Genomic DNA, 23,933 nt, shown 5'->3' on the forward strand with positions numbered 1-23,933 from the left:
CCTCAGCTCGTCGCACCGTTGATCTGCGAGGTGGTGATCGCACCGTCCTCCATACCCCAGCGCTCGAGGATCTGCGCGTACACGCCGGTGTCGACGAGGTTCTGCACCGCCTGCTGCAGGACCGGCCCGAACGGCGAGTCCTTGGCGACGACGAACCCGTAGGGCGCGGCGTCGAAGAGGGGCCCGGCGTCCTCGAGGCGTCCCTCGCTGCGGGCGATGACGTAGGCCGTGACCGGCGAGTCGGCGGACATCGCGTCGACACGGCCGAGGATCAGGGCATTGGCGGCCTCGTCCTGGCTGTCGTACTTGACCTTGTCGATCGGCGGCAGACCGCGGGCGATGCATTCCTCGCTCTTGGCCGGGACCTCCTCGATGTCCTCGATGGTGGTGGTCTGCACCGCGACCCGCAGTCCGCACGCGTTGTCGGGGTCGACGGGCTCACCGGTGCGCTGAGCCCACTGCACCCCGGCGCTGTAGTAGGTGACGAAGTCGACCGTCTCCTCGCGTTCCTTGGTGTCGGTGAACGACGAGGACCCCATCTCGAAGGTGCCGGCCTGCACGGCCGGGATGATCCGGTCGAAGTCGGATTCGGTGAACACCGGTGTCAGGCCGAGGACGTCGCCGAGCGCTTCGACGAGTTCGACGGCGAATCCCACGATGGTGCCGTCGTCGTCCTTGAACTCGTTGGGCGCGTAAGGGGTGTTCACACCGATCTCGAGGGTGCCACCGTCGGCGATGTCCGGGGGTATCTGCGCGGCGATGGCGTCGGACTTCTCGGCGCGGATGCGCTCCCCCGGCGGCACCGTCGATTCGGTGTTCACGACGCATCCGGTCGCGAGGGTGAGTACAGCCAGCACCCCGATCGGTCCGCACAACCTCCGCGCGAGACGACGCCGGAGCGTCTCCCCGCGCCGCGTGTGCGCTGCTGGATTCACAGTCGCACAGTATCCAACCCGGAGGGGAGCCGGACGCAAACCGAGGTCAGGCGCGCAGTCGCTGCACGACGGCCTCGGTGAAGCCGGTTGTCGACGCCGTGCCACCGAGATCGGGGGTGGCGATGCCGGCGGCGACGGTGGCCCGCACCGCGTCCTCGATGCGGCGTGCGGCGTCGATGAAGTAGACGTCCTCGCGCGCGCCGACACGGTCGAGAAGCATGGCGGCGGACAGCATCAGGGCGATGGGGTCGGCGCAGTCCTGCCCGGCGATGTCGGGTGCTGCGCCGTGTGCGGCCTGCGCCATCGTCTTGGTGCGCGAGGCGTTGATGGACGCGGCGGTGCCGAGGGAGCCGGACAGTTCGGCGGCGAGATCGGACAGGATGTCGCCGAACATGTTCTCCGTCACCACGACGTCGAACTCCTCACCGCGGCGCACGAGCAGCGCGGCCATCGCGTCGACGTGGGCGTCGTCGACCGTCACGCTCGGGTACAGCCGACCGACCTCCCGGCACACGTCGCGGAACAGTCCCGTGGTGTGGGAGAGCACGTTCGCCTTGTGCACGACGGTGACCCGCTTGCGGCGCCGCGAGGCGAGGTCGAAGGCGGTGTGGGCGATACGTTCGCACGCCGCGCGGGTGATCACCCCGACGGCGAGCGCCACGTCCGGGGTGGGCATGAATTCGCCGCTGCCGACGGCCATGTTCCGGTCGGCGTAGAAACCCTCGGTGTTCTCGCGGACGAGGACGAGGTCCATCTTCGGCGACACCGCCCGCACACCCGGGAGCGCGCAGGCGGGACGGATGTTGGCGAACAGGTCGAAGTGCTTGCGGATCCGGCCGCCGGGGGTGAGTTCGCCGCGGAACGCCTCGGGATAGGAGGCGCTGTCGTGGGGGCCGAGGATCCAGGCCTCGAGTCCTTCGAGCGCCGCGAGGGTGCTGTCGGGCAGAGGGCTGCCGTGGGTCTCGATGGCGGAGGTCCCGATGGGCAGCGGCACCCATTCGACGGGCGGTCCACCGGCGGCCTCGACGGCGGCGTCGACGACGGTCCGGGTCGCGGGCACGATCTCGGGACCGATGCCGTCCCCCTCGAGGATGCCGATGCGATAGGGCCGGAGCATTGCGGTGTCGTCGATCACCCGGCCATCATTGCCTACCGTGGTCCAATCGGTGGAACTGCTCCTCGATGCGGGGCTCGACGCGGTGGTGCGCGACGAGTGGTCTCGGCTGCTCGAGGCGGGTATCGCGAGTCAGGGGCGGATCCGTTCGGAGTCCAACCGCCCGCACATGACGTTGTTCGTGGCGCGGGAGATCCCGGCCGAACTCGAGGAGGCGGTGCAGGCGGCGATCGCCGTGCGGCGGCTCACCGTCCGGCTCGGCGGTGTGGTGGTCTTCGGGGGCCGGCACGCGACCCTGGCCCGGGCAGTGGTGCCGTCGGCGGAACTGCTGGACCTGCAGGCCCGCGTGTACACGGCGCTGGCCGGATGTCCCGGGATCCCGGATCACATCCGCCCGGGGGAATGGACCCCGCACGTGACGTTGGCCCGCCGGGTCCCGTCCGCACGGCTCGGCACCGCGCTGCTGGCAGTGCAGACCCCGGAACGAAAGCTGCTGGGTTCGAGTGCGGGGATCCGTCGCTGGGACGGTGAGGCCCGCCGCGAGTGGCTCCTCGTTTGAGGCACGTGCACGGTCACGATCGCGTAACGTGACTTATCAACACCTGGCGGGAAGAAACCCGGAGGGCCGGGTGTTGAAGACGGGACATACTCGAACGAAAGGACCCTCTTGCCTACACAGACCCTCACACAGCAGAACTTCGACGAGGTCGTCACCGGCAACGACATTGTACTCGTCGATTTCTGGGCCGACTGGTGCGGACCGTGCAAACAGTTCGCGCCGACCTTCGAGGCCTCGTCGGACAAGCACCCCGACGTCGTCCACGGCAAGGTCGACACCGAGGCCGAGCAGGCGATCGCCGCGGCGGCGAACATCCGCTCGATCCCGACCGTCATGGCCTTCCGTGAAGGCATCCTGGTCTACAACCAGGCCGGAGCTCTCCCGCCGGCCGCCCTCGACGATCTGGTCTCCCAGGTGAAGGCTCTCGATATGGACGAGGTCCGCAAGCAGATCGCCGCAGCCCGCGCCGCCGAGGCCCAGGCACCACGACCGTAGACGAGGCGAACGAAGCCGACGGCGCCGCCCGGGGATCGGGGATCCCGGGGGGCGCCTTCGTCGTTCTACGGCGGAATCGTCCATCTACAGCGGTGCCGTACCCGCGTCGTGCACGCCCGGGCCGCCGGAGCGGGGTCAGTGCGCGGCGGCGTCCCAGGTGCGGCCGTAGCCGACGGACACCTCGAGCGGCACGGACAGCTCGATGACCGAGTCCATCTTGTCGCGCACCAGCGCCTCGACCTGCTCGCGTTCGGACTCGACGACCTCGAGCACGAGTTCGTCGTGTACCTGCAGCAGCATCCGCGACCGCAGCCCGGCCTCGCACAGCGCCTTCTGCACGTCGATCATCGCGACCTTGATGATGTCGGCGGCGGTGCCCTGGATGGGGGCGTTGAGCGCGGCGCGTTCGGCGACCTCCCGGCGCTGCCGGTTGTCGCTGTTGAGATCGGGCAGATAGCGGCGGCGACCGTAGAGGGTGGAGGTGTAGCCCACCTTGCGGGCCTCCTCGACGACGTTGTGCAGGTAGTCACGCACCCCACCGAAGCGGGTGAAGTATGCCTCCATCTGCTCGCGGGCCTCGTCGATGGAGATCTTCAGCTGCTGCGCGAGACCATAGGCGCTGAGCCCGTAGGCCAGCCCGTAGGACATGGCCTTGACCCGGCGCCGAAGCTCGGGGGTGACCTCCTCCGCCGGCACCCCGAAGGCCCGCGACGCCACGAAGGTGTGCAGGTCCTCGCCGGTGCGGAAGGCCTCGATCAGGCCCTCGTCGGCCGACAGGTGCGCCATGATGCGCATCTCGATCTGGCTGTAGTCGGCGGTGAGCAGCAGATCGAAACCCTCGCCGACGACGAACCCGTCACGGATGCGTCGACCCGCCTCGGTGCGGACCGGGATGTTCTGCAGGTTCGGGTCGGTCGACGACAGGCGGCCGGTCGCGGCGACCGTCTGGTTGAAGGTGGTGTGGATGCGGCCGTCGTCGGCCACCGACTTCACGAGCCCGTCGACGGTGGTCTTCATCTTGGTGTGCTCGCGGTGCGCGAGAAGGTGTTCGAGGAAGGGATGGCCCGTCTTGTCGAACAGGTTCTGCAGGGCGTCGGCGTCGGTGGTGTAGCCGGTCTTGGTCTTCTTCGTCTTCGGCATCTCGAGTTCGTCGAAGAGCACCACCTGCAGCTGCTTCGGCGATCCGAGGTTGATCTGCTTGCCGATGACCTCGTAGGCGGCGTTCGCGGCCGCGGCGACCTGAGCGGCGAACTCCGACTGCAGGTCGTGCAGATGGTCGATGTCGACTGCGATGCCGGTGGATTCGAGGTCGGCGAGGACCTCGAGCAGCGGCAGTTCCATGTCGGTGAGCAGGTGCGTCGACTCGATGGCCTCGAGTTCGGTGTCGAGCGCGGCGGCGAGGTCGACGACGGCCCGCGCCGCGAGGATCTGGCTCTCGGCGACCTGCGCGTCCGCGGCGTCCTCGTCGTCGAGCAGCGACAGTTGCTGCGCGCCGGTGTCCTCCACGCGCAGTTCGCGCTTGAGGTAGCGCAGCGACAGGTCGTCGAGCTTGAACGACCGCTGCCCGGGCCGCACGAGATAGGCGGCGAGTGCGGTGTCGCTGGTGATCCCGGCGACCGTCCAGCCCCGGCCCCGCAGCGCGTGCAGCGCCGACTTCGCTTCGTGCACGGCCTTTTCCACGGCCGGGTCGGCGAGCCACGCGGCGAGCGCGGTCTCGTCCTCCGGGGTGAGCGCGAGGGTGCTGACGTAGGCACCCTCCCCATCGGCTCCGGCCACGGCGATCGCGGTGGCGTCGCCGCCGTAGGGGGTGCCGGTGCCGGTCACGGCCAGGCCGTGCCGCTTGCCGGCCGGGGCGTGTTCGGCCAGCCAGTCGCCGAGCGCACCCGGTTCGACGATGCCGCCGCGCACCTCGAAGCCCTCCTCGGCCTCGGGTTCGGCGGAGGACAGGGTGTCGAACAGCCGGTCGCGCAGGACCTTGAACTCGAGGTCGTCGAACAGACGGTGGATGCGGTCGCGGTCCCAGGGGGCGAGGGCGAGCTGGTCGGGGGTGTACGGCACGGCGACGTCGCGGACCATCTCGGTGAGCTGCCGGTTGAGCAGCACGTTGGACAGGTTCTCGCGCAGCGCGTCGCCGGTCTTGCCGCGCACCTCGTCGACGCGGTCGACGAGGCCGCTGAGGCTGCCGTACTCGCGGATCCACTTGGCGGCGGTCTTCTCCCCCACTCCGGGGATGCCGGGCAGGTTGTCGCTCGGGTCGCCGCGCAGCGCCGCGAAGTCGGGATACTGCTGGGGCGTCAGGCCGTACTTCTCCTCGACCGCCTCCGGGGTGAAGCGCGTCAGGTCGGACACGCCGCGCCGCGGGTACAGCACGGTGACGTCGTCGTTGACGAGCTGCAGCGCGTCGCGGTCGCCGGTGACGACGAGCACCCGGAAGCCCTGGTTCTGCGCCTGGGTGGCGAGGGTGGCGATGATGTCGTCGGCCTCGTAGCCCTCGATCGCCATGACCGGGATGCCCATCGCGCCGAGGACCTCCTTGGTGAGGTCGATCTGGCCCTTGAAATCGTCGGGGGCGGCGCTGCGCTGGGCCTTGTAGGCGGCGAACAGTTCGGCGCGGAAGGTCTTGCGGCTGACGTCGAATGCCGCGGCGACGTGGGTGGGCTGCTCGTCGCGCAGGAGGTTGATGAGCATCGAGGTGAACCCGTAGACCGCGTTCGTGGTCTGCCCGCTGTGGGTCTTGAAGTTCTCGGCGGGCAGCGCGTAGAACGCCCGGAAGGCCAGCGAGTGCCCGTCGAGGAGCAGCAGGGTCGGGCGGTCGACGGCGGACGCAGCGGTCTTCGGAGAAGTGGATGCACGGGTCACGCGTGTCAGTCTAGGGACCCGTGGCGACACCGACCGGAGGACCGGTCGAAGGCGACACCGACCGGAGGACCGGTCGAAGGCGACACCGACCGGAGGACCGGTCGACGCAGCGGGAGTTATCCGGCGGACTCCTCGCCCAGGTTCTCGATGACGACCACGGCGACCTGCTTCATGGTGGTGCGCCGGTCCATGGCGGTGCGCTGGATCCACCGGAAGGCCTCGGGTTCGGTCATCGCGTGCTTGTCCATGAGCAGCCCCTTGGCGCGGTCGACGAGCTTGCGGGTCTCGAAGCGTTCGTTGAGTCCCTGCACCTCGCGTTCGAGTTCGCGCAGTTCCGCGAAGCGGCTGACGGCGACCTCGATGGCCGGCACGAGATCGCTCTTGGAGAACGGTTTGACGAGATACGCCATGGCACCGGCGTCCCGGGCGCGCTCGACGAGTTCACGCTGACTGAAGGCTGTGAGAATAACCACAGGTGCGATACGGCGCTGGGCGATCTCGGAGGCGGCGTCGATGCCGTCGCGGCGGGGCATCTTGACGTCCATGATGACCAGATCCGGCTTCAGCTCCTCGGCGAGCTCGACGGCCCGCTGTCCGTCGCCGGCCTCACCCACGACCTCGTAGCCCTCCTCACGGAGCATCTCCACAAGATCGAGCCTGATCAGAGCCTCGTCCTCGGCCACCACGACCCGACGGGACGTTGCGGTGCTGTCGTGCGGCGCGGCTGCCATGGTCGGGCCTTCCCCTCGGTACGGACGGTCCCCTGCGCGGGGGTGGAACGTAAGAAGGGTACCGGTGAGCGCCCGCTTCGCCCGATCCTCTACAGTGGTGTCCGCAACGCCCCCGTATCCCAATTGGCAGAGGAAACGGATTCAAAACCCGTCCAGTGTGAGTTCGAGTCTCACCGGGGGCACCACTTCCGGTCGAGGCCACACGGGCCGGCCCGAGTGGCACGGATCCCGTGGATCCGCCCGCCGCTGTCGTACTGTTCCGGCGTGGACATCTGGGTTCCTGTCGTCGTTGCACTGGTCACCGGTTCGGTGACATCGGGTTTCGTGTTCCTCCGCCGCGAACTGGCCCGTCGGAACCTCCGGACCCGGGTCGCCGCCGATCTCGCCATCTACAAGGAACTCGGCGACGAGTTCCGCAAGCGCGCCCTCCGGGAGAGCATCGATGCCCGGTTGTGGCAGCTGGCGGCGCAGTCGATGCCCCTGCCGGCGGGATCGCGCCCGAAGCCCCGGTTCCGCCGCGTGCTGGCGCTCGCCGGAGTCGTTCTCGCGATCGTCGCCGTGTTCGTGGTCCTGGAGTGGTTCCTGGGGATCGGGGACGAGCTCTCCGTCCGGGTGGCCGCGGCTCTGCTGGGCGGTGTCCTGGTCGGCTTCTGGGTTCCGGCCCTGGTCACCGAGCCGACGGAGGCGAGGGATCGGCAGCTCACCCGCGCGCTGCGGGAGCGGCGGTCCATGGAGCAGCTGCAGAACGGATCGGGTGCGGCCGGTGCTCCCCCGGACCTGGCGGACATCGCGTAGCAGTGCCACCCGGCGTAGCAGTGCCGCCCGGACGTCGAGTCGGTGCCGCCCACTACGATTCGCCGGGTGACCGGTTACGACGAGTTCGACATGTTCGGGGGCCTCGACCCCTCCTCCCTCCCGCTCCGCCAGCAGCAGATCCTGCTCGCGATCCGGGACTGGATCGTCGCCCACGGTTGTGCCCCGAGCACGCGGCAGATCGCGGACACCGTGGGGCTGCGGTCGACGTCGACGGTCTCGCGGCATCTGAAGGCGCTGGAGGAGAAGGGTTTCCTGCGGCGCGGCAGTGCCGTGACCCGGCAGCTCGACGTACGTCCCTTCCTGGGCGCCTCCGGCGGGGAGGGTGGCTCGGACGACACCGTCACGGTTCCGGTGGTCGGCGACATCGCCGCCGGTGCGCCGATCCTCGCCGAGGAGCACACCGACGACCTGCTCACCCTCCCCCGCGACCTGACCGGTTCGGGCACCGTGTTCGCCCTGCGGGTGCGGGGCGAGTCGATGGTCGACGCCGCGATCTGCGACGGCGACGTCGTGGTGGTGAAGCAGCAGCACGAGGCGCATTCGGGGCAGATCGTCGCCGCGATGATCGACGGGGAGGCCACTGTCAAGGTCTTCCGGCGGCGCAACGGTCACGTCTACCTCGAGCCGCGGAATCCCGCCTATCCGGTCATCGACGGCGACGGCGCGGTGGTGCTGGGTGTCGTCGTGTCGGTGATGCGCCGGATCTGACCGGCCGGGGTCAGCCGCAGAACGCATCGGGTACGCCGGGCGGCAGCGCGTCGAGCAGGTTCTGCGCGGGCCCGCCGAGCAGCGGGTCGTCGGTCAGCGGTCCCAGCGGCGGGCAGTCCTGCAGGCGGGGTCCCGGTTCCGGTGCGGGCGCCGGGCCGTCCGCGAAGGCACCGAGCACGTGGTCGGTGAGCTGCCCGGCCGACCCGCCGGTGGACGCGGCGACGGAGAAGTCCGCCCCGAACGAGGCGGACGCGTGGAACGAGCGGTCGTCGCTCCATCCCCACTTGGTGCCGATCACACCGGGGAGCGCGGCGGTGCCGTAGTCCTGCCGGGTCCCGTCCGCGGCCGTGTCGTGGGCCGAGGCCATCGCGGCGAGCACCGGAGAACCGGGATCGGTGCGTTTCTTGGTCTCGAGATAGGTGACCATGTCGTGCGTCGAGGTGGTGCCGGCACCCCAGTATCCGGGCACGTGGGTGTCGGTGAGCCCGAATTCGGTGGCGGTCGCGGCGATCGCCTGCGGGTACCTCGCGTGGAGCCGGTCGGCGATCGCGTCGTCGGAGGACCGGATCATCTCGACGGCGTCGGCGCGGTCGGCAGGATCACCGTGCTGCACCACGTATTCGGCCAGGTACAGCTTGACGATCGACACACCGGCGCGGGACTCGTGTTCGTTCGCCGTGCCGGCACGCATCCCGCTCGGGGTGTGGGCGAAGGAGATCCGGGTACCGCCCGGCGCGACGATCGCGCCACGGTCGTCGACGATCGGTGCGGGCGCCGCGGCGGCGACGGAGGCACCGAGGACGGTGAGGGCGGCCGCGGAGACGGTGGCGGTGAGGGTGGTCGCGATGGGGCGCATACCGGCGGTTACCCCGTCGCAGGAGGGGTAACCGCCGCGCGGGAAAACCCGCGCGGGAAGACCGCAGGGCGACGCGGCCGGATCCCGGTGTCGGTCCCCTGCCCTACAGTTCTGCCGTCCGGAGACCGATCCGGACCTTACGACACGAAACGGACCCGCCATGCCGATCTCCGTCACCCCGTCCTCGCACCGGGCGTGTGCTCGTTCCGCCCTCGTGCATCCTCTCCGCAGCCATACCGACGGCCGTGCCCACACCGACGGTCCCGCCCGGGGCTGCACGGTCCGTACGCGGGCGCGCGGCACCACGATCCCGTTCGGCCGGAACAGCGACGGCACGGCCGTGTCCTGGGATCTCGCCTCGGGCCGCAACCTGCTCGTCCGCCGCGACGAGCGCCGGTCGTCGCCGAGCGTGGCGCTCGATCTCATCGCGATGCGGGTGCTGACGGGCGGCACCCACGACCTGGTCGTCGTCGATCCCCACCGGCGCCATCCGTGGCTGGCGGGGCCGGGCACGCTGCCGGAGGGCTCGCGCCGGGCGACGACGCCGGAGGAGATCGCCCAGGTGGTGGCCGACCTCGATTCGCCGGTCGTGGGGCGCCCCGCGGTGCTGCTCGTCGCAGATCTCGCCGCGACGGTCGCGCTGCTCGACGAGGAGGGCCGCGCGCGGCTGGCCGCGGTCGTGCTCGCGTCGGGGGAACGGAACCTGGTGTGCGTCGCGACCACGGCGGACACGAATCCGCGCTGGTATCCGGACGGGCTGATCGACGCGTTCGGCGATCTCGTGGTGTGAGGCGCCGAGGTCACGGTTCCGACTCGCCGGTGTCGTGCCGGGCGGTGGTGGAGGATCATGGCCGATGCGGCACCGAGCGACACGCACAGGAGCCATCATGACCACCATCCACGTCCATCGGACGACCACCGCAACCCCCGAACAGATCGTCGCCGGCCTCACCGACTTCGGCCCGGGGCGTCAGGAGATCTTCGGGAACAGCGCGGCCGACTATCTGGAGGTGCATCACCGGGGCCCGCACGACGCCGACGTCACGGAGGGCTCGAACCACATCTGGGAACGCTTGCACTACGACTGGAGCGAACCTCGCCGGGTACGGATGACGACCACCGATTCCAATCTGTGGGGCGGCTCCTCCGGGCACGTCTACACCATGACGCAGCAGCCGTCGGGGACGACCGACGTCGATGTCGTCGTGGTCCGCGACGGGAAGAACCTCCGGGGGCGGATCGTTGCGGCGGCGCTCGGACTCGCCGGTTCCCGGTTCTTCGGAAGGCAGCTCGAGAGATCCGTCGCGGCCATCGAGGCCCGCAACGGCGGCCCCGGTGGCGGAGCAACGGATCCGGGGCGGTGATCCCCCGGCCCTATCTCGCCGAGGCTTCTTCGCTGCGCGTCGCCCCCGCGGTCTGCCGCACGGGCGGGATGGGGTGGAACGGCCGGAAGTCGTCCGTCCCGGCGTGGATGATCCCGGCGTGCGACTCGGGCACCTCGTTCCACAGGCCTTCGAGGTCGCGTAGCGGTTCGGAGACGACGAAGCGGGTGTCGTCGCCGTAGCGGCGCAGCACCTCGACCTCGGGGTGCAGGGCCCGGACCTTCTCGATCTCCGTCGAATAGAACAGCGAGCGGGTCTGCTGTGCGGTCGAGTACCGGAACACCCAGATCGATTCACCGTCGGTGGTCGCCAGGGTCGCCTGCACGGCGTTCTCGATGCCGTGCCGTGCGGCGACGTCCTCGACGAACCCGACTGTGCGGGCGACCGCGGTGAAGGGATCGTCGGCGAGCCCGAAGGTCAGGGCGAGGAAGAACAGCATCTCCGAGTCGGTCGTGCCCTCGATCGAGGAGTACAGGCTCGGGTCGACGGCCATCGCGAGGTCGCGTTTGATCCGCAGGAACTCGTGGACCTCGCCGTTGTGCATCCACAGCCAGTTGTCGTGCCGGAAGGGATGGCAGTTGCTGCGCTGCACCTCGGATCCGGTGGAGGCCCGCACGTGGGCGAACAGCAGCGGGGTCCGGATCTGACGGGAGATCTCGACGAGATTGCGGTCGTTCCATGCCGGTTCGACGCTCTTGAACAGCGCGGGTTCGGAGCCCTCGCCGTACCAGCCGATCCCGAAACCGTCACCGTTGGTGGTGGTCGCACCCATGTGGGAGTGCAGGGCCTGGTCGATCAGGGAGTGGACGGGACGGAACAACAGATCCTCGACGAGGATCGGATCGCCGGAGTACGCCATCCATCTGCACACCTCTCCATTCAAACCATGGGGTGGCGTCGGTGTACGGACTTTGGCGGTATCGGCCGGACGGGTCCCCGGCGGCCTCGTAGGCTGGACGCGTCGATGCGTTCGGCACGCACCGGAACTGGACGGACTCGCCATGACCGGTTCCTCCGGACCTCCCGGTCCGCACGAGCGGCGACGGGTGATCGTGGCCGCCCTGGCACGCCCGACCCCGACCGCGCTCGTGCTGATGAGCGTCTGCTTCGTGATGCCGCTCGATCACGTGCACGGCGCCTCCGAGGTGCTCGTCCTCATGGCGAGTCCGGGCGTGGTGGCCCTCGTCGGGTTCCGGCAGATCCGCCGGATCCTGGCCGCGGAGTATCCGGCGGTGCAGGCGCTCGAGGCTCGGACCGCGGTGGTGTCCCTCCACCTCGTGGTCTATGCGGGCGTGTACCACCGGATGTCCGTGGTCGATGTGGCGAACTTCGACGAACGCTTGTCCCGTGTCGATGCGCTCTACTTCTGTCCCACGGTGTTCTCCACCGTGGGATTCGGGGACATCGCCGCGGTGAGCGAGCCGGCGCGCGCGGTGGTGTCGGTGCAGATGGTCGGCAATCCGATCCTGATCGCACTCGGTATCAGGATGCTCACCGTCGCGGTGGAGTGGCGCCGGCGCCTCGGGGTGACCCTTCTCCCCGAAGCTCTCCCCGAGGCGCCACGCGCGCCGTCCCGTCCTGCGCCTGGTGCTCGGCCGCGTCGACGTAGGCCGAGGCGAAGACCTCGAGGTGCCGGACGAAGTCCTCGCGTGCCTCCGCCGGGAGTGCGTCCAGCGCGGTCGCGAGGAGCGACATCTTGCGCTCGAGCTCGGATTCGAACATCGCCCGGCCCGCCGGGGTCGCCCGCAGGGCCTTCGCACCTCCGCCGGCGCTGTCGAGGCGTTCGACCAGGCCGCGCGCCAGCGCGGCGTTGACCTGGCGGTTCACCGTGGACTGTTCCAGCCGGAGATCCTCGGCGATCTGCCGCATGGTCCGGGGTTCGTCCGCGCCGAGGAGCAGCCACAGCAGCCGGTTGTCGGCGGCGTTGAGTTCGTTCAGCGACTGGGCCGCGCGCTGCCCCCGTTCGAGACGCGCGGTGGCCACCACGAGTCCCCACTCGGGCATGTCGCGTACCGACTCCACCAGGCCTGTGATGGGAACCACCCCGTCTCGACTGTCTCTCGCCACACCGACTTGTGTACTCTACACATCTCTGAATATGTAACCTACATAGCCCCTTACGTCAGGAATACATGGACACCACCACCGCGACGAGCGCGGCGGCACCGAGAATCTCGGACAGCCGCGCCACCGCCGTCATCATCACGCTGTGCTTCGGGTCGCTGGCCGGAGCGCTCATGCAGTCGCTGGTCATCCCGATCCAATCCGAACTGCCCGCTCTGCTCGACACCTCGGCCGCCAACGCGTCCTGGGCGATCACCGCCACCCTGCTGGCCGGCGGCGTCTCCATGCCGGTCACCGGGCGCCTGGCCGACATGTACGGCAAGAAGCGCGTCATGGTCGCCTGCGCTGCGATCCTGGTCGTCGCCTCGCTGCTGTGCGCCGTCGGCACCGGCCTGGTGCCCTTCCTCCTCGGCCGCGCCCTCCAGGGCATCGCGATGGGCTACATCCCGGTCGCCATCTCCGCCGTGCGCGCACTCGCCCCGAGGGAGAAGCAGGCCACCGCGGTCGCGACCGTCTCCGCCACCCTCGGTGTCGGCGGTGCCATCGGCCTGCCGCTGTCGGCGTGGATCGCCCAGACCTTCGACTGGCACGCCCTGTTCTACGTCTCCACCGCGCTGGCGGTCGTCGTGCTCGCCGCCACCGCGCTGGTCGTCCCGGCAACCGGGGACACCCACCCCGCCCGGCTGGACCTCGTCGGCCTCGCGCTCATGGCCGTCGGTCTCGTCTCGCTGCTCGTCGGCATCTCGAAGGGCTCGACCTGGGGCTGGGGCAGCGGCACCACCTGGGCCTGCATCGTCGGCGGCCTCGTCGTCCTGGTGATCTTCGGCCTGTTCGAGCTGCGCCACCACGATCCGCTGGTCGACGTGCGCACCATGGGACACCGGCCGGTGTTCTTCACCAACATCGCCGCCGTGCTCATCGGTTTCGGCATGATGGCCTCGTCGATCGTCGTGCCGCAGCTGCTGCAGATGGACGAGCGCACCGGCTACGGCCTCGGCCAGACCATCCTGCAGGCCGGCATGTGGATGTTCCCCGGCGGCCTGATGATGATGGTCTTCGCCCCGATCTCCGCGCGGCTCATCAACGCCATCGGCGCCCGCCTCACCCTCGCCATCGGCGCCTTCGTCGTCGCCTGCGGCTACGTCTTCGGCGCCTTCATGATGGACGCGCCGTGGAAGCTGATGGTCAGCGTGATCATCTCCTCCGCCGGTGTCGGCATCGGCTACGCCGCCTTCCCGACGCTCATCATGGACAACGTCCCCCTCGCGGAGGCCGGGTCCAGCGTCGGCGTCAACTCACTGATGCGCTCGGTCGGCACCACCACGGCCGGTGCCGTCATGGCCGCCGTGCTCACAAGCAAGACGATGGAGCTGGGCGGTTTCTCGATCCCGAGCGAGTCCGCCTTCCAGCTCTGCTTCTTCGTCGGCGCGGGTGCCGCGGTCGCGGGCGCACTGGTCGCGCTGCTCGTCCCGGCTCGCACCCGGCGGTCCGCGGGCCGGCCGGACACCCCGGAGCCAGGGAAGGTGAACGCCTGACCCTCGGGGGCCGCTCCCCCGATCACGGCACACGACAGGCGCCACGCTCACCCGATCCGGGGCGGCGGGGCGCCCGTCGCGCGTTCCCGGCCCCGTTCCCGCATCCCGCTTCCGTGGCCCGCTTCTGCATCCCGCTGCCGTGTCTCGGACAGGTGAAATCTCACGCATTCACGCTCCGGCCTGCCGATGTGGGGTGATCCTGGGAAAGATCCACCGTCCACTGACGCAGGTCGGAGGTCCAGGTGCTGGAGTGGGGAACGGTCGTCGCCGACAGCGCGATGTGGACGCTGAAGGCCTACGCGATCACGCTCGTGGTGTTCCTGGCCGTGCTCGTCGCGGTGGTGCGATTCACCCACTGGGGACGGCAGTGGTGGCGTGTCGCCGGGTCGTTCTTCGATCCCCGCAACGGTCTCGGCGGGCCCGGGCTCGCCGCGGTCGTGCTGCTGCTGACGGTCTTCGCGGTGCGGATGAACGTGCTGTTCTCGTACTGGTACAACGACTTCTACACGGCCATCCAGAATCTCGACGAGTCGGCGTTCTGGCGGTTCATGCGGGTCTTCGCGATCCTGGCCACCGTGCACGTGGTGCGCGCCCTGGTCGCCTATCTGCTCGCGCAGACCCTCGACATCCGCTGGCGGACCCACCTCAACGAGCATCTGCTGGACCGGTGGCTGCGGTCGGGATCCTTCTACAAGGACCGCTTCGTCTCCTCCCCCGTCGACAATCCCGATCAACGGATCCAGGTGGACATCACCGATTTCGTCACCACGACCCGGGTGCTGTCGATGGGCGCGGTCACCGCGGTGTTGTCGATCGTGAGCTTCACCGGCATCCTGTGGGACCTGTCGGGGCCGCTGACGATCTTCGGCACCGAGATCCCGCGCGCGATGGTGTTCCTCGTGTTCGTGTACGTGCTCGTCACCACGGCGGTCGCGTTCTGGATCGGCCGCCCGCTGATCCGGTTGAACTTCCTCAACGAGAAACTCGGCGCCACCTACCGGTACGCGCTGGTGCGGGTGCGCGAATACGGCGAGTCCATCGCGTTCTACCGCGGCGAGAACGTCGAACGCGGCGGACTGCTCTCGAGGTTCGCCGCGGTGATCCGCAACTGGTGGCGGATCGTGTTCCGGATGCTCAAGTTCGACGGCTTCAACCTGGCCGTGAACCAGACGGCGGTGATCTTCCCGTTCCTCGTGCAGGGCCCGCGCCTGTTCGCCGGGCAGGTCACCCTCGGCGACGTGATGCAGACGTCCAACGCGTTCGGCCAGGTGCACGACTCGCTGTCGTTCTTCCGCGAGTCGTACGACGACTTCGCGGCGTTCCGCGCCACCACCATCCGCCTCAACGGGCTGCTCGACACCACCGAGCACGCCGAGGAACTGCCCACCCTCGCGGCGACCGAGAGCGGGGATCGCCTGGAGCTGGCGGGACTGTCGGTCACCACCCCGTCGGGCACACCGCTCGTCGCCGACCTGTCGCTGAGCGTCGCGCCCGGGGAGGCCCTGCTGGTGCGGGGCGCGTCGGGCAGCGGCAAGACCACCCTGCTGCGGACGATCGCGGGACTGTGGCCCTATGCGCGCGGCACCGTGGATCGCCCCGTCGGTGACGGCCTGTTCCTGTCGCAGGACCCCTACCTGCCGCTGGGCACTCTGCGCGAGGCCGTCACCTATCCGCACGAGACGGTCCACGACGAACGTGCGGTGCGGGCCGCGCTGGAGCGGGTGCAGCTCGGGCATCTCGCCGACCGTCTGGACGCGGAGGCGGACTGGGGCCGGACCCTGTCCCCGGGCGAGCAGCAGCGCCTCGGCTTCGCCCGCATCCTGCTGTCGCGGCCGGCGATCGTGTTCCTGGACGAGGCGACGGCCGCGGTCGACGAGGGACTCGAGGACGCGCTCTACCGCACGGTGCGCGAGGCGCTGCCGGAGTCGGTGATCGTGAGCGTCGGCCACCGGAGCACCCTGGACCGGTTCCACGACCGGGTGCTCGAACTGCGGGGCGACGGCCGCTGGGCGATCACCGACCGGGTGCCGTGACGACCCGCCGCGGCGTGCGCGAAATCGACGGCCGTTCCACATATCTCGACTTATGTCGCCGAACGCGAACGGAATCGATCCGCAGGGCCGAAGGGACCGAATCGGACAGAAATTCCGACATTCGTCCTGTTTGCAGTTCTCCCGTTTGGAGATGACGCTCAGATCGCGTACTAATTGTGTCGCGTCATCAAACTGTGATGGGGATCATGGTTTGACGCACATCAGGCGGGTTCGCAGGGGATCCCGCCGTGAGCTGCTCGGTCGACGAGCGGAGGAACCTTCGACGATGCGCTTGCCCATGCCTCCCACGGACTCGATGTTCCTGCTCGGAGAAAGCCGCGACCAGCCGATGCACGTGGGTGGGCTGATCCTGCTGCGACCGGCGCCGGGCACGAACGCCCCCGACCTCGCACAGATGTTCGCCGGCAACCTCGCCGACGCAACCGATACCGAGTTCGAGGGCACCGGGTCCGATGCCACGGCCGTCGACACCTTCTGGCGCAAGCGCGCGGTGCGGTCGCTCACCACCCTCGGTCAGTGGGCGTGGGAGGACGACCGGAACTTCGATCTGTCGTATCACGTGCGGCGCAACGCACTTCCGCGTCCGGGCGGACTCGACGAACTGTGGGAGCTCGTCTCCCGGCTGCACGGCACACTGCTCGACCGGCGGCGGCCACTGTGGGAGGTGCACCTCATCGAGGGTCTCGCCGACGGCCGCCTCGCCGTCTACACGAAGATCCACCACGCCCTCGCCGACGGGGTGGGCGCGATGAAACTGCTGCGCCGCGCGCTGAGCCCGGATCCGGACCGCACCGGGATGCCCGCGCCCTGGGCACCGATCTCCGCGCCCCGCCGGCCGCACGGCGCGGGGACCACGCTCGATCTGCCCGAGGCGGCGGTGCAGGCGGTCAGGACCGTCGCGACCGACGCGGTGGGGGTCCTGCCGGCCCTGGCCGGCACGGTCGAGCGGGCACTGCGCGGGAAGGGCGGATCGTTGTCGCTCGCCGCCCCGAACACCATCATCAACGTCCCCGTCACCGGCACCCGCCGGTTCGCGGCCCGCTCCTGGCCCCTCGACCGGCTCCGCGCGGTCGCCGCGGCCGCCGGCAGTACCGTCAACGACGTCGTGCTCGCGATGTCGTCGGGTGCGCTCCGGGCCTTCCTGCTCGACCACGATGCGCTGCCCGATCGATCGCTGGTGGCGATGGTGCCGGTGTGCCTGCGGCCCGACAAGGACTGCTCCGGCAACGAGGTCGGCGTCCTGATGTGCGATCTGGGCACCGACGTCGACTCCCCCGCCGAGCGGCTCGCCACGATCTCGGCGTCGATGACACGCGGCAAGGAGTCGATGCGCGGCATGTCCTCGCTGTCGAGACTGGCGACGAGCGCGCTCGGGGTCGCCCCGCTGGCGGTGGGCATCCTCACCCGGAACCGGGCGCTGCCCCGGCCGCCCTTCAACGTCATCGTCTCCAACGTGCCGGGATCTCCGGATCCGTTGTACTGGAACGGCGCCCGGGTGGAGGCGATCCATCCGCTGTCGGTGCCCGTGGACGGTCAGGCGCTGAACATCACCTGCACCAGCACCGACGACGCCATCGCCTTCGGCCTGACCTCGTGCAGCCGGATCCTGCCGCACCTGCAGCCGCTGCTCGACCATCTCGACGCCGCGCTGGTGGCGCTCGAGGACGCCGTCGGGGTGAGCCCGGCCCTGAAAACCACCGAGATCACCGAAACCACCGAGGTCACCGAGACCGCCGCGATCACCGATCGGCAGACCTCCCCGGAAGTCACCGACAGCACCCGGGTCCCCGCGGAGGCGACCGCGCACGCGGTGTGACCGCCGATGACGCAGACCGACGAGCCGTCCGTCCGGGTGGAGACGAAGGACCGGGTCACCACGGTGATCCTGGCGCGACCCGAGCGCCGCAACGCCGTGGACGGGCCGATGGCGGCGGAGCTGGCCGCGGCCTTCCGGACCTTCGACGCCGACCCCGACGCCGATGTCGCGGTACTCCACGGCGAGGGCGGAACCTTCTGCGCCGGAGCCGATCTGAAGGCGATCGGCACCGACGATCAGAACCGCGTCGAGGTGGAGGGCGACGGCCCGATGGGTCCCACCCGGATGATGCTCTCCAAACCGGTGATCGCGGCGGTCGAAGGGCACGCCGTGGCCGGCGGGTTGGAGCTGGCGATCTGGTGCGACCTGCGGGTGGCGGCCTCCGACGCGGCGTTCGGGGTGTTCTGCCGACGCTGGGGTGTGCCGTTGATCGACGGCGGCACGGTGCGGCTGCCGCGACTGATCGGGGAGAGCCGCGCGCTGGACATGATCCTGACCGGCCGCCCGGTCGACGCCACCGAAGCCCTGGAGTTCGGGCTCGTCAACCGGGTGGTGGAGCCGGGCACGGCCCGCGCGGCCGCCGAGGAACTCGCGCGGCAGCTCACCCGGTTCCCGCAGACGTGTCTGCGCAACGACCGCCGCTCGGCCCGGGCGCAGTTCGGGCGCACCGAGCAACACGCGATGGCCGTCGAGATCCGGCTCGGCCTCGAGTCGCTGGCCGCCGACACCGCGTCCGGCGCCGCGCGGTTCCGCGCCGGGGACGGACGGCACGGCAGCTTCTCCTGAACGGGTCCCGAACGGGAGGAGCCCGGACCGCCGCGGTCAGTACACGAAGACGGCGCGTTCGGCGAGGTCGAGAACGGGCTGCGGCAGGATGCCGAGCAGCACGGTGGTGACGGCCGCGAACGCGATCGCCGCGCTCGTCGCGAGGGTGGATGTCGCGAGCCGCGGGGCGTCGGGCAGGGGCTCGCTGAAGAACAGCAGCACGATCACCCGCACGTAGAAGTACGCCGCGACCGCGCTGACGAGCACACCGACGATCACCAGCGGCGCGGCGCCCGCGCCGACCGCGGCCCCGAACACCGCGAACTTCGCGATGAACCCGCTCGTGAGCGGGATACCGGCGAGGGAGAGCAGGAACAGCGCGAAGATCCCGCCGAGCAGCGGCGAGCGCCGGCCCATCCCGGCCCAGCGGGACAGCTCCCAGGCCTCCCCGTCGGGGTCGCGCACGAGCGTCACCACCGCGAACACCCCGACGGTGCCGATGCCGTAGACCAGCAGGTAGAACAACGTGGACGAGACCCCTGCGGGGGTGCCGGCGACGACACCGGTGAGCACGAAGCCGGTGTGGCTGATCGCCGAGCAGGCGAGCATGCGTTTGATGTCGTGCTGGGTCACCGCCAGCACCGCCCCGACGATCATCGTCGCGATGGCCACCGCCCACAGGATCGGCCGCCACTGGTCGGCGAGACCGGGCACGGCGACGTACAGCACGCGCAGCAGGGCCCCGAAGGCGGCGATCTTCGTCGCGGCGGCCATGAACGCCGTCACCGGGGTGGGTGCGCCCTGGTAGACGTCGGGGGTCCACGAGTGGAACGGCACCGCGCCGATCTTGAACAGCAACCCGACGGCGAGCAGTCCGGTGCCGAGCAGCGCGATCGTCTCCTCCCCGGCGTCCTCCCCCACCGCCCGGGCGATCCCGGCGAGTCCGACGGTGCCGGCGTAGCCGTAGAGCAACGCGACGCCGTAGAGGAAGAAGGCCGACGAGAAGGCCCCGAGCAGGAAGTACTTCAGCGCCGATTCCTGTGACAGCAGCCGCCGGCGCCGCGCGAGACCGCACAGCAGGTACAGCGGCAGCGACAGCACCTCGAGGGCGACGAACATCGTCAGCAGATCCCCGGACGCCGGGAAGACCAGCATGCCGCCCACCGCGAAGAGCATCAGGGGGAACACCTCGGTGCGGCTCACCCCCGCCGCGGTGGCCTCCCGTTCGGCGGCGGTGCCCGGGATCGCGGAGGCCTGCGGCGCGAACGCGTCGAGGCGGGCCCCGACGGTCGCGGCGGCGGCCCCCACGCCGGCGCGGTCGCGATCGATGCTGCGTTCGGCGACCAGCGCGAGCGACAGCACCGCGACGATCAGGATCGACCCCTGCAGGAACAGTGCGGGCCCGTCGATCACCACGGCGCCGGACAGGGTCGTGCCGCTGCGTCCGGCCAGGGCCACCACCGCGACGAACGCCGCCACGAGTGCAGCGAACGCGAGGACCACGTGGGTGCGGTAGCGTCCGCTCGCGGGGACGAACGCCTCGACGAGCACCCCGGCCACCGCGGCGGCGAAGACGATCAGCACGGGGGCGAGCAGACCGTAGTCGATCGGCGGGGCCGGGAGGGCCTCGGCCAGGAGCGTGACGCCGGTGGATGCGCTCATTCGGATGCACCTTCCTCCCCGGTTCCCGTCGCCGGCGGTCCGGTCTCGGCGAGCGGACGCTCGACGGGCACGGCCAGTTCCGGTTGCGGCAGGTCGATGGACACGAGGGTGTCGTCGACGGCGGGGGTGATGACGTCGAGGGCGGGCTTCGGGTAGATCCCGAGGACGAGCAGCAGCGCGAGAAGCGGTGCCACCACGACGATCTCACGTGGCACGAGGTCCGTGAGCCGCGAGCCCGGCTCGTCGGTGTCCTCCCGGGGCGGCCCGCCCATCATGCGCTGGTAGAGCCACAGCACGTACATCGCGGACAGCACGAGGGCGAGGGTCGCGATCACCGCGCCGGCCCCGTAGCGCGGGTAGGTGCCGACGAAGACGAGGAATTCGCTGACGAAGGGGGCGAGTCCCGGCAGCGACAGGGTCGCCAGACCCGCGACGAGGAAGCTGCCGGCGAGCACCGGCGCGACCTTCTGCACCCCGCCGTAGTCGGCGATGAGCCGGGTGCCGCGCCGCGAGACGAGGAAACCGGCGACGAGGAACAGTGCGGCGGTGGAGATTCCGTGGTTGACCATGTACAGCGTCGATCCGGCCTGTCCCTGCCCGGTCATCGCGAAGATGCCGAGGACGATGAACCCGAAGTGCGAGATCGAGGTGTAGGCGATCAGGCGCATCACGTCGGTCTGGCCGATCGCGAGCAGCGCCCCGTAGACGATGGCGATCACCGACAGCGTCACCACCAGGGGCGCGAAGGTCACCGCCGCGTCGGGGAACAACGGCAGGCAGAACCGCAGCATGCCGAAGGTGCCGACCTTGTCGACGACGGCCATCATGAGCACCGCGACGGCCGGTGTGGTGCGCACCGCCGCGTCGGGCAGCCAGCCGTGCAGCGGCCACAGTGGGGCCTTGACGGCGAATGCGGCGAGGAAACCGAGGAAGAGCGCCCCGAGGACCGCGGCGGCGGCGTCGAGGTCCCCGGCGGCAGCCGCGGCGGTGACGACCCGCAGGTCGAAGGTACCGACGCCGGGCTCGGTCCCCAGCCCGGACCGGGCGGTGACCACGTACAGCCCGATGAGGGCGGCGAGCATCACCAGCCCGCCGAGCAGGTTGTACAGCAGGAACTTCACCGCGGCGCGTGCCCGTTCGCCGCGGGCGGTGCCGCGGCTGCCGAATCCGCCGATGAGGAAGTACATCGGCACGAGCATCGCCTCGAAGAAGACGTAGAACAGCAGGATGTCGAGCGCGACGAAGGACACCAGCACCATGGACTCGACGAGCAGGATCAGCGCGGTGTAGGTGTGGGCGGGCCGGGCGCGGCCGTCGTCCTCGGCGCCGGGCCGGTCGTCGTGCCATCCGGCGACGAGCAGCAGCGGCACCAGCACGGCGGTGAGCAGCACGAGCACCAGCGCGATCCCGTCGACGCCGAGCCGGTAGCCGGCACCGAACGACGGGATCCACGAGGCCGATTCGACGAACTGGTACCGTGCACCGCCGGTGTCGAAGCCGGCCGCGACGAGCACGCCGACGATCAGCACGGCGAGCGACACCGCCAGTGCCAGCGCCTTCGCCGTCGCCGGCCGGTGGGTGGGCACAGCGAACACCGCGGCGGCGCCCAGCAGCGGCAGGAGCCACAGGATCGTCAGCCACGGAATGCCGTTCACCGCTCCACCCCCCGTCACAGTGTCACCAGCATCAGAGCGGCGACCACGACGGTCGCGCCGGCGAACATGTACAGCGCGTAGGACCGCACGAATCCGGTCTGCAGCCGGCGCAGGCCGCGGGAGAGCGCGCCGACGCCGGTCGCGGCGCCGGTCGTGGACCCGTCGATCGCCACGGATTCGACGCCGACGAGCGCGCGCACCAGGCCCTGGCCCGGGCGCATGACCACCGCTTCGTTCACCGCGTCGCCGTACAGATCGCGGCGGGCTGCGACGGTCAGCGCCGACACGTCCTGCGGCGCGGTCTCCGGCACCCGTTCGCGCGCGTACTGCAGGTAGGCGACCGCCACGCCCGCGGCGACGACCGCGAGGGTCAGGGCGGTGACGAGCCACACCGGCAGTCCACCCTCGTGGTGGTCGGTGCCGACGACCGGTTCGAGCCAGTGCTGCAGCGCACCGCCGAGTACCAGCAGCCCGCCGGAGAAGACCGAGCCGACGGCGAGGACGATCATCGGCCAGGTCATCACCGGGGGCGACTCGTGCGGCGCGGTGTCGGCGGCCCAGCGTTTCTCCCCGAAGAAGGTCAGGATCATCACGCGGGTCATGTAGAAGGCGGTCAGTCCCGCCCCGAGCAGCGCGGCGGCGCCCAGCACGACGCCTTCGGCGCCGCCCGCCGCGAACGCGACCTCGACGATCTTGTCCTTCGAGAAGAAGCCGGCGAAGGGCGGGACGCCGATGATGGCGAGATAGCCGAGTCCGAAGGTCGCGAAGGTGATCGGCATGACGGTGCGCAGCCCGCCGAAGCGGCGCATGTCGGTCTCGTCGTTCATCGCGTGCATCACCGAGCCGGCGCCGAGGAACAGCCCGGCCTTGAAGAAGCCGTGGGTGAGCAGGTGCAGGATCGCGAAGGCGTATCCGGCGGGGCCGAGTCCGGCGGCGAGGACCATGTACCCGATCTGGCTCATGGTCGATGCGGCGAGGGCCTTCTTGATGTCGTCCTTGGCGCAGCCGATGATCGCGCCGAACAGCAGGGTCGCGGCCCCGACGACGACCACGGCGAGTCGCGCGGCGGGGGCCGCGTCGAAGACGGTGTCGGCCCGGACGATGAGGTAGACCCCGGCGGTGACCATGGTGGCGGCGTGGATGAGCGCCGAGACCGGGGTGGGGCCCTCCATGGCGTCGCCGAGCCACGACTGCAGCGGCAGCTGCGCGGATTTCGCACAGGCGGCGAGCAGCAGGCACAGTCCGAGCGCGGTCACCGTGCCGCTGCTCGCGTCGCGCACCGCGGGGAAGACGGTGTCGAAGTCGAGGCTGCCGAAGGTGGTGAACAGGATCATCAGGGCGACGAGCAGGCCCATGTCACCGACCCGGTTGACGACGAACGCCTTCTTCGCGGCGGTCGCGGCGGTCGGCTTGTACTGCCAGAACCCGATGAGCAGGTAGGAGGCGAGACCCACGCCCTCCCAGCCGAGGTAGAGCACGAGGAAGTTGTCGGCGAGCACGAGCAGCAGCATCGCAGCGAGGAACAGGTTGAGATACGCGAAGAACTTCCGTCGCTCGGCGTCGTGTGCCATGTAGCCGATCGAGTACAGGTGGATGAGCGAGCCGACGCCGGTGATGAGCAGCACGAAGCAGATCGACAGCGCGTCGAGCCGCAGCGCGAGGTCGACCTGCAGCTCTCCCACGGGAACCCAGGCGAACAGGGACTGCTGCGCGAGGCGCTCGTCGGCGTCGATGCCGAGCATGGCGACGAACATCGCGGCGCCGACCGCGAACGACGCGAGGGCGGTGGCGCAGCCGAGGAGGTGCCCCCAGCGGTCGGAGCGGTGCCCGGTCAGCAGGAGCACGGCGGCGCCGGCGAGCGGCAACGCGAACAGCAACCACAGGGCCGAGCTGGTGAACGAACTCATGTCGCGGTTCCTCTCGGCTC

20 protein-coding genes, 1 tRNA gene and 1 pseudogene are annotated in these 23,933 nt (G+C 70.1%); 12 read left to right on the plus strand and 10 right to left on the minus strand.

Translation table 11 applies throughout. From position 1 onward, the window contains the following. Positions 1-2: 2 nt before the first annotated feature. Both OED52_RS11560 and OED52_RS11565 read right to left on the minus strand, forming a co-directional pair. Positions 3-935 carry an ABC transporter substrate-binding protein gene (locus OED52_RS11560; protein ID WP_413247653.1) on the minus strand — a complete coding sequence of 311 codons (933 nt, stop codon included), beginning with the start codon at positions 933-935 and terminating at the stop codon, positions 3-5. A gap of 46 nt (positions 936-981) precedes the next feature. Further along, on the minus strand, positions 982-2,052 hold the full coding sequence (locus OED52_RS11565) for an isocitrate/isopropylmalate dehydrogenase family protein (protein ID WP_264154672.1): 1,071 nt from the start codon (positions 2,050-2,052) through the stop codon (positions 982-984). Positions 2,053-2,089: 37 nt separating this feature from the next. Between OED52_RS11565 and OED52_RS11570 the strand changes: the two genes are divergently transcribed. Together OED52_RS11570 and trxA are read left to right on the plus strand one after the other, a co-directional pair. Then, positions 2,090-2,608 carry a 2'-5' RNA ligase family protein gene (locus OED52_RS11570; RefSeq protein ID WP_264151037.1) on the plus strand — a complete coding sequence of 173 codons (519 nt, stop codon included), beginning with the start codon at positions 2,090-2,092 and terminating at the stop codon, positions 2,606-2,608. Between the two features lie 108 nt (positions 2,609-2,716). Then, complete coding sequence (gene trxA, locus OED52_RS11575; protein WP_264151038.1) at positions 2,717-3,103, plus strand: thioredoxin; 387 nt, start codon at positions 2,717-2,719, stop codon at positions 3,101-3,103. A gap of 135 nt (positions 3,104-3,238) precedes the next feature. On the opposite strand, the gene polA is transcribed toward trxA, so the two are convergent. Together polA and OED52_RS11585 are read right to left on the minus strand one after the other, a co-directional pair. Beyond that, a complete protein-coding gene (gene polA, locus OED52_RS11580; RefSeq protein WP_264151039.1) occupies positions 3,239-5,962 on the minus strand; it encodes a DNA polymerase I in 2,724 nt (907 codons plus the stop codon). 116 nt (positions 5,963-6,078) lie between these two features. Then, positions 6,079-6,693, minus strand: coding sequence for an ANTAR domain-containing response regulator (locus OED52_RS11585; RefSeq protein ID WP_264151040.1), 615 nt, complete (start codon positions 6,691-6,693; stop codon positions 6,079-6,081). Between the two features lie 108 nt (positions 6,694-6,801). On the opposite strand from OED52_RS11585, the gene OED52_RS11590 reads away from it, so the two are divergent. The 3 genes from OED52_RS11590 to lexA all read left to right on the plus strand — a co-directional run bounded on the left by OED52_RS11590 (position 6,802) and on the right by lexA (position 8,217). Then, positions 6,802-6,878: transfer RNA gene (locus OED52_RS11590), tRNA-Leu, on the plus strand. 79 nt (positions 6,879-6,957) lie between these two features. Continuing rightward, positions 6,958-7,488 carry a hypothetical protein gene (locus OED52_RS11595; RefSeq protein WP_264151041.1) on the plus strand — a complete coding sequence of 177 codons (531 nt, stop codon included), beginning with the start codon at positions 6,958-6,960 and terminating at the stop codon, positions 7,486-7,488. 66 nt (positions 7,489-7,554) lie between these two features. Next, the gene (lexA, locus tag OED52_RS11600) at positions 7,555-8,217 is read left to right on the plus strand and encodes a transcriptional repressor LexA (protein WP_264151042.1); all 663 of its coding nucleotides are present in this window, start codon (positions 7,555-7,557) and stop codon (positions 8,215-8,217) included. A 10-nt stretch (positions 8,218-8,227) separates the two neighbouring features. On the opposite strand, the gene OED52_RS11605 is transcribed toward lexA, so the two are convergent. Then, on the minus strand, positions 8,228-9,073 hold the full coding sequence (locus tag OED52_RS11605; protein WP_264151043.1) for a hypothetical protein: 846 nt from the start codon (positions 9,071-9,073) through the stop codon (positions 8,228-8,230). A 160-nt stretch (positions 9,074-9,233) separates the two neighbouring features. On the opposite strand from OED52_RS11605, the gene OED52_RS11610 reads away from it, so the two are divergent. After that, positions 9,234-9,863 carry a hypothetical protein gene (locus OED52_RS11610; RefSeq protein WP_264151044.1) on the plus strand — a complete coding sequence of 210 codons (630 nt, stop codon included), beginning with the start codon at positions 9,234-9,236 and terminating at the stop codon, positions 9,861-9,863. A 97-nt stretch (positions 9,864-9,960) separates the two neighbouring features. After that, positions 9,961-10,437 (plus strand): hypothetical protein, encoded by a 477-nt coding sequence (locus OED52_RS11615; RefSeq protein ID WP_264151045.1) that lies wholly within the window; start codon positions 9,961-9,963, stop codon positions 10,435-10,437. Positions 10,438-10,447: 10 nt separating this feature from the next. Here OED52_RS11615 and OED52_RS11620 read toward each other — a convergent pair whose 3' ends face one another. Further along, complete coding sequence (locus OED52_RS11620) at positions 10,448-11,314, minus strand: class II glutamine amidotransferase (RefSeq protein ID WP_264151046.1); 867 nt, start codon at positions 11,312-11,314, stop codon at positions 10,448-10,450. A 445-nt stretch (positions 11,315-11,759) separates the two neighbouring features. On the opposite strand from OED52_RS11620, the pseudogene OED52_RS11625 reads away from it, so the two are divergent. After that, positions 11,760-11,888, plus strand: a pseudogene (locus OED52_RS11625) (ion channel); the annotation flags it as partial. Positions 11,889-11,946: 58 nt separating this feature from the next. Here the strand turns inward: OED52_RS11625 and OED52_RS11630 are convergent. Then, positions 11,947-12,498, minus strand: coding sequence for a MarR family winged helix-turn-helix transcriptional regulator (locus OED52_RS11630; RefSeq protein WP_264151047.1), 552 nt, complete (start codon positions 12,496-12,498; stop codon positions 11,947-11,949). An 89-nt stretch (positions 12,499-12,587) separates the two neighbouring features. On the opposite strand from OED52_RS11630, the gene OED52_RS11635 reads away from it, so the two are divergent. The 4 genes from OED52_RS11635 to OED52_RS11650 all read left to right on the plus strand — a co-directional run bounded on the left by OED52_RS11635 (position 12,588) and on the right by OED52_RS11650 (position 18,710). Then, positions 12,588-14,054: an MFS transporter gene (locus OED52_RS11635; RefSeq protein WP_264151048.1), complete on the plus strand. Its 1,467-nt coding sequence runs from the start codon at positions 12,588-12,590 to the stop codon at positions 14,052-14,054. A 245-nt stretch (positions 14,055-14,299) separates the two neighbouring features. Next, entirely contained in the window at positions 14,300-16,087 is a 1,788-nt protein-coding gene (locus OED52_RS11640; protein WP_264154673.1) for an ABC transporter ATP-binding protein/permease, read from the plus strand. 298 nt (positions 16,088-16,385) lie between these two features. Further along, complete coding sequence (locus tag OED52_RS11645) at positions 16,386-17,924, plus strand: WS/DGAT/MGAT family O-acyltransferase (RefSeq protein ID WP_264151049.1); 1,539 nt, start codon at positions 16,386-16,388, stop codon at positions 17,922-17,924. A gap of 6 nt (positions 17,925-17,930) precedes the next feature. Further along, a complete protein-coding gene (locus OED52_RS11650) occupies positions 17,931-18,710 on the plus strand; it encodes a crotonase/enoyl-CoA hydratase family protein (RefSeq protein ID WP_264151050.1) in 780 nt (259 codons plus the stop codon). A gap of 36 nt (positions 18,711-18,746) precedes the next feature. Here the strand turns inward: OED52_RS11650 and nuoN are convergent, their stop codons facing one another. Genes nuoN through nuoL form a run of 3 tightly spaced genes read right to left on the minus strand, consistent with a single transcriptional unit; the run spans position 18,747 to position 23,913 of the window. Then, the gene (gene nuoN / locus OED52_RS11655) at positions 18,747-20,351 is read right to left on the minus strand and encodes an NADH-quinone oxidoreductase subunit NuoN (protein ID WP_264151051.1); all 1,605 of its coding nucleotides are present in this window, start codon (positions 20,349-20,351) and stop codon (positions 18,747-18,749) included. Continuing rightward, entirely contained in the window at positions 20,348-22,006 is a 1,659-nt protein-coding gene (locus OED52_RS11660; protein WP_264151052.1) for an NADH-quinone oxidoreductase subunit M, read from the minus strand. Before OED52_RS11660 ends, nuoN begins: the two co-directional genes overlap by 4 nt. 14 nt (positions 22,007-22,020) lie before the next feature. Beyond that, positions 22,021-23,913, minus strand: a complete 1,893-nt coding sequence (gene nuoL / locus OED52_RS11665; protein WP_264151053.1) for an NADH-quinone oxidoreductase subunit L — start codon at positions 23,911-23,913, stop codon at positions 22,021-22,023. Between the last annotated feature and the right edge of the window lie 20 nt (positions 23,914-23,933).

Origin of the sequence: Rhodococcus sp. Z13, assembly GCF_025837095.1 — a bacterium.
GTDB lineage: Bacteria > Actinomycetota > Actinomycetes > Mycobacteriales > Mycobacteriaceae > Rhodococcus > Rhodococcus sacchari.

Coding starts and splice junctions, on each gene's coding strand:
- OED52_RS11605 (WP_264151043.1), bottom strand. CDS start 9,073: ATGCGCCCCATCGCGACCACCCTCACCGCCACCGTCTCCGCGGCCGCC.
- OED52_RS11615 (WP_264151045.1), top strand. CDS start 9,961: ATGACCACCATCCACGTCCATCGGACGACCACCGCAACCCCCGAACAG.
- nuoN (WP_264151051.1), bottom strand. CDS start 20,351: ATGAGCGCATCCACCGGCGTCACGCTCCTGGCCGAGGCCCTCCCGGCC.
- OED52_RS11620 (WP_264151046.1), bottom strand. CDS start 11,314: ATGGCGTACTCCGGCGATCCGATCCTCGTCGAGGATCTGTTGTTCCGT.
- OED52_RS11565 (WP_264154672.1), bottom strand. CDS start 2,052: ATGCTCCGGCCCTATCGCATCGGCATCCTCGAGGGGGACGGCATCGGT.
- OED52_RS11585 (WP_264151040.1), bottom strand. CDS start 6,693: ATGGCAGCCGCGCCGCACGACAGCACCGCAACGTCCCGTCGGGTCGTG.
- OED52_RS11610 (WP_264151044.1), top strand. CDS start 9,234: ATGCCGATCTCCGTCACCCCGTCCTCGCACCGGGCGTGTGCTCGTTCC.
- OED52_RS11645 (WP_264151049.1), top strand. CDS start 16,386: ATGCCTCCCACGGACTCGATGTTCCTGCTCGGAGAAAGCCGCGACCAG.
- OED52_RS11650 (WP_264151050.1), top strand. CDS start 17,931: ATGACGCAGACCGACGAGCCGTCCGTCCGGGTGGAGACGAAGGACCGG.
- nuoL (WP_264151053.1), bottom strand. CDS start 23,913: ATGAGTTCGTTCACCAGCTCGGCCCTGTGGTTGCTGTTCGCGTTGCCG.
- OED52_RS11635 (WP_264151048.1), top strand. CDS start 12,588: ATGGACACCACCACCGCGACGAGCGCGGCGGCACCGAGAATCTCGGAC.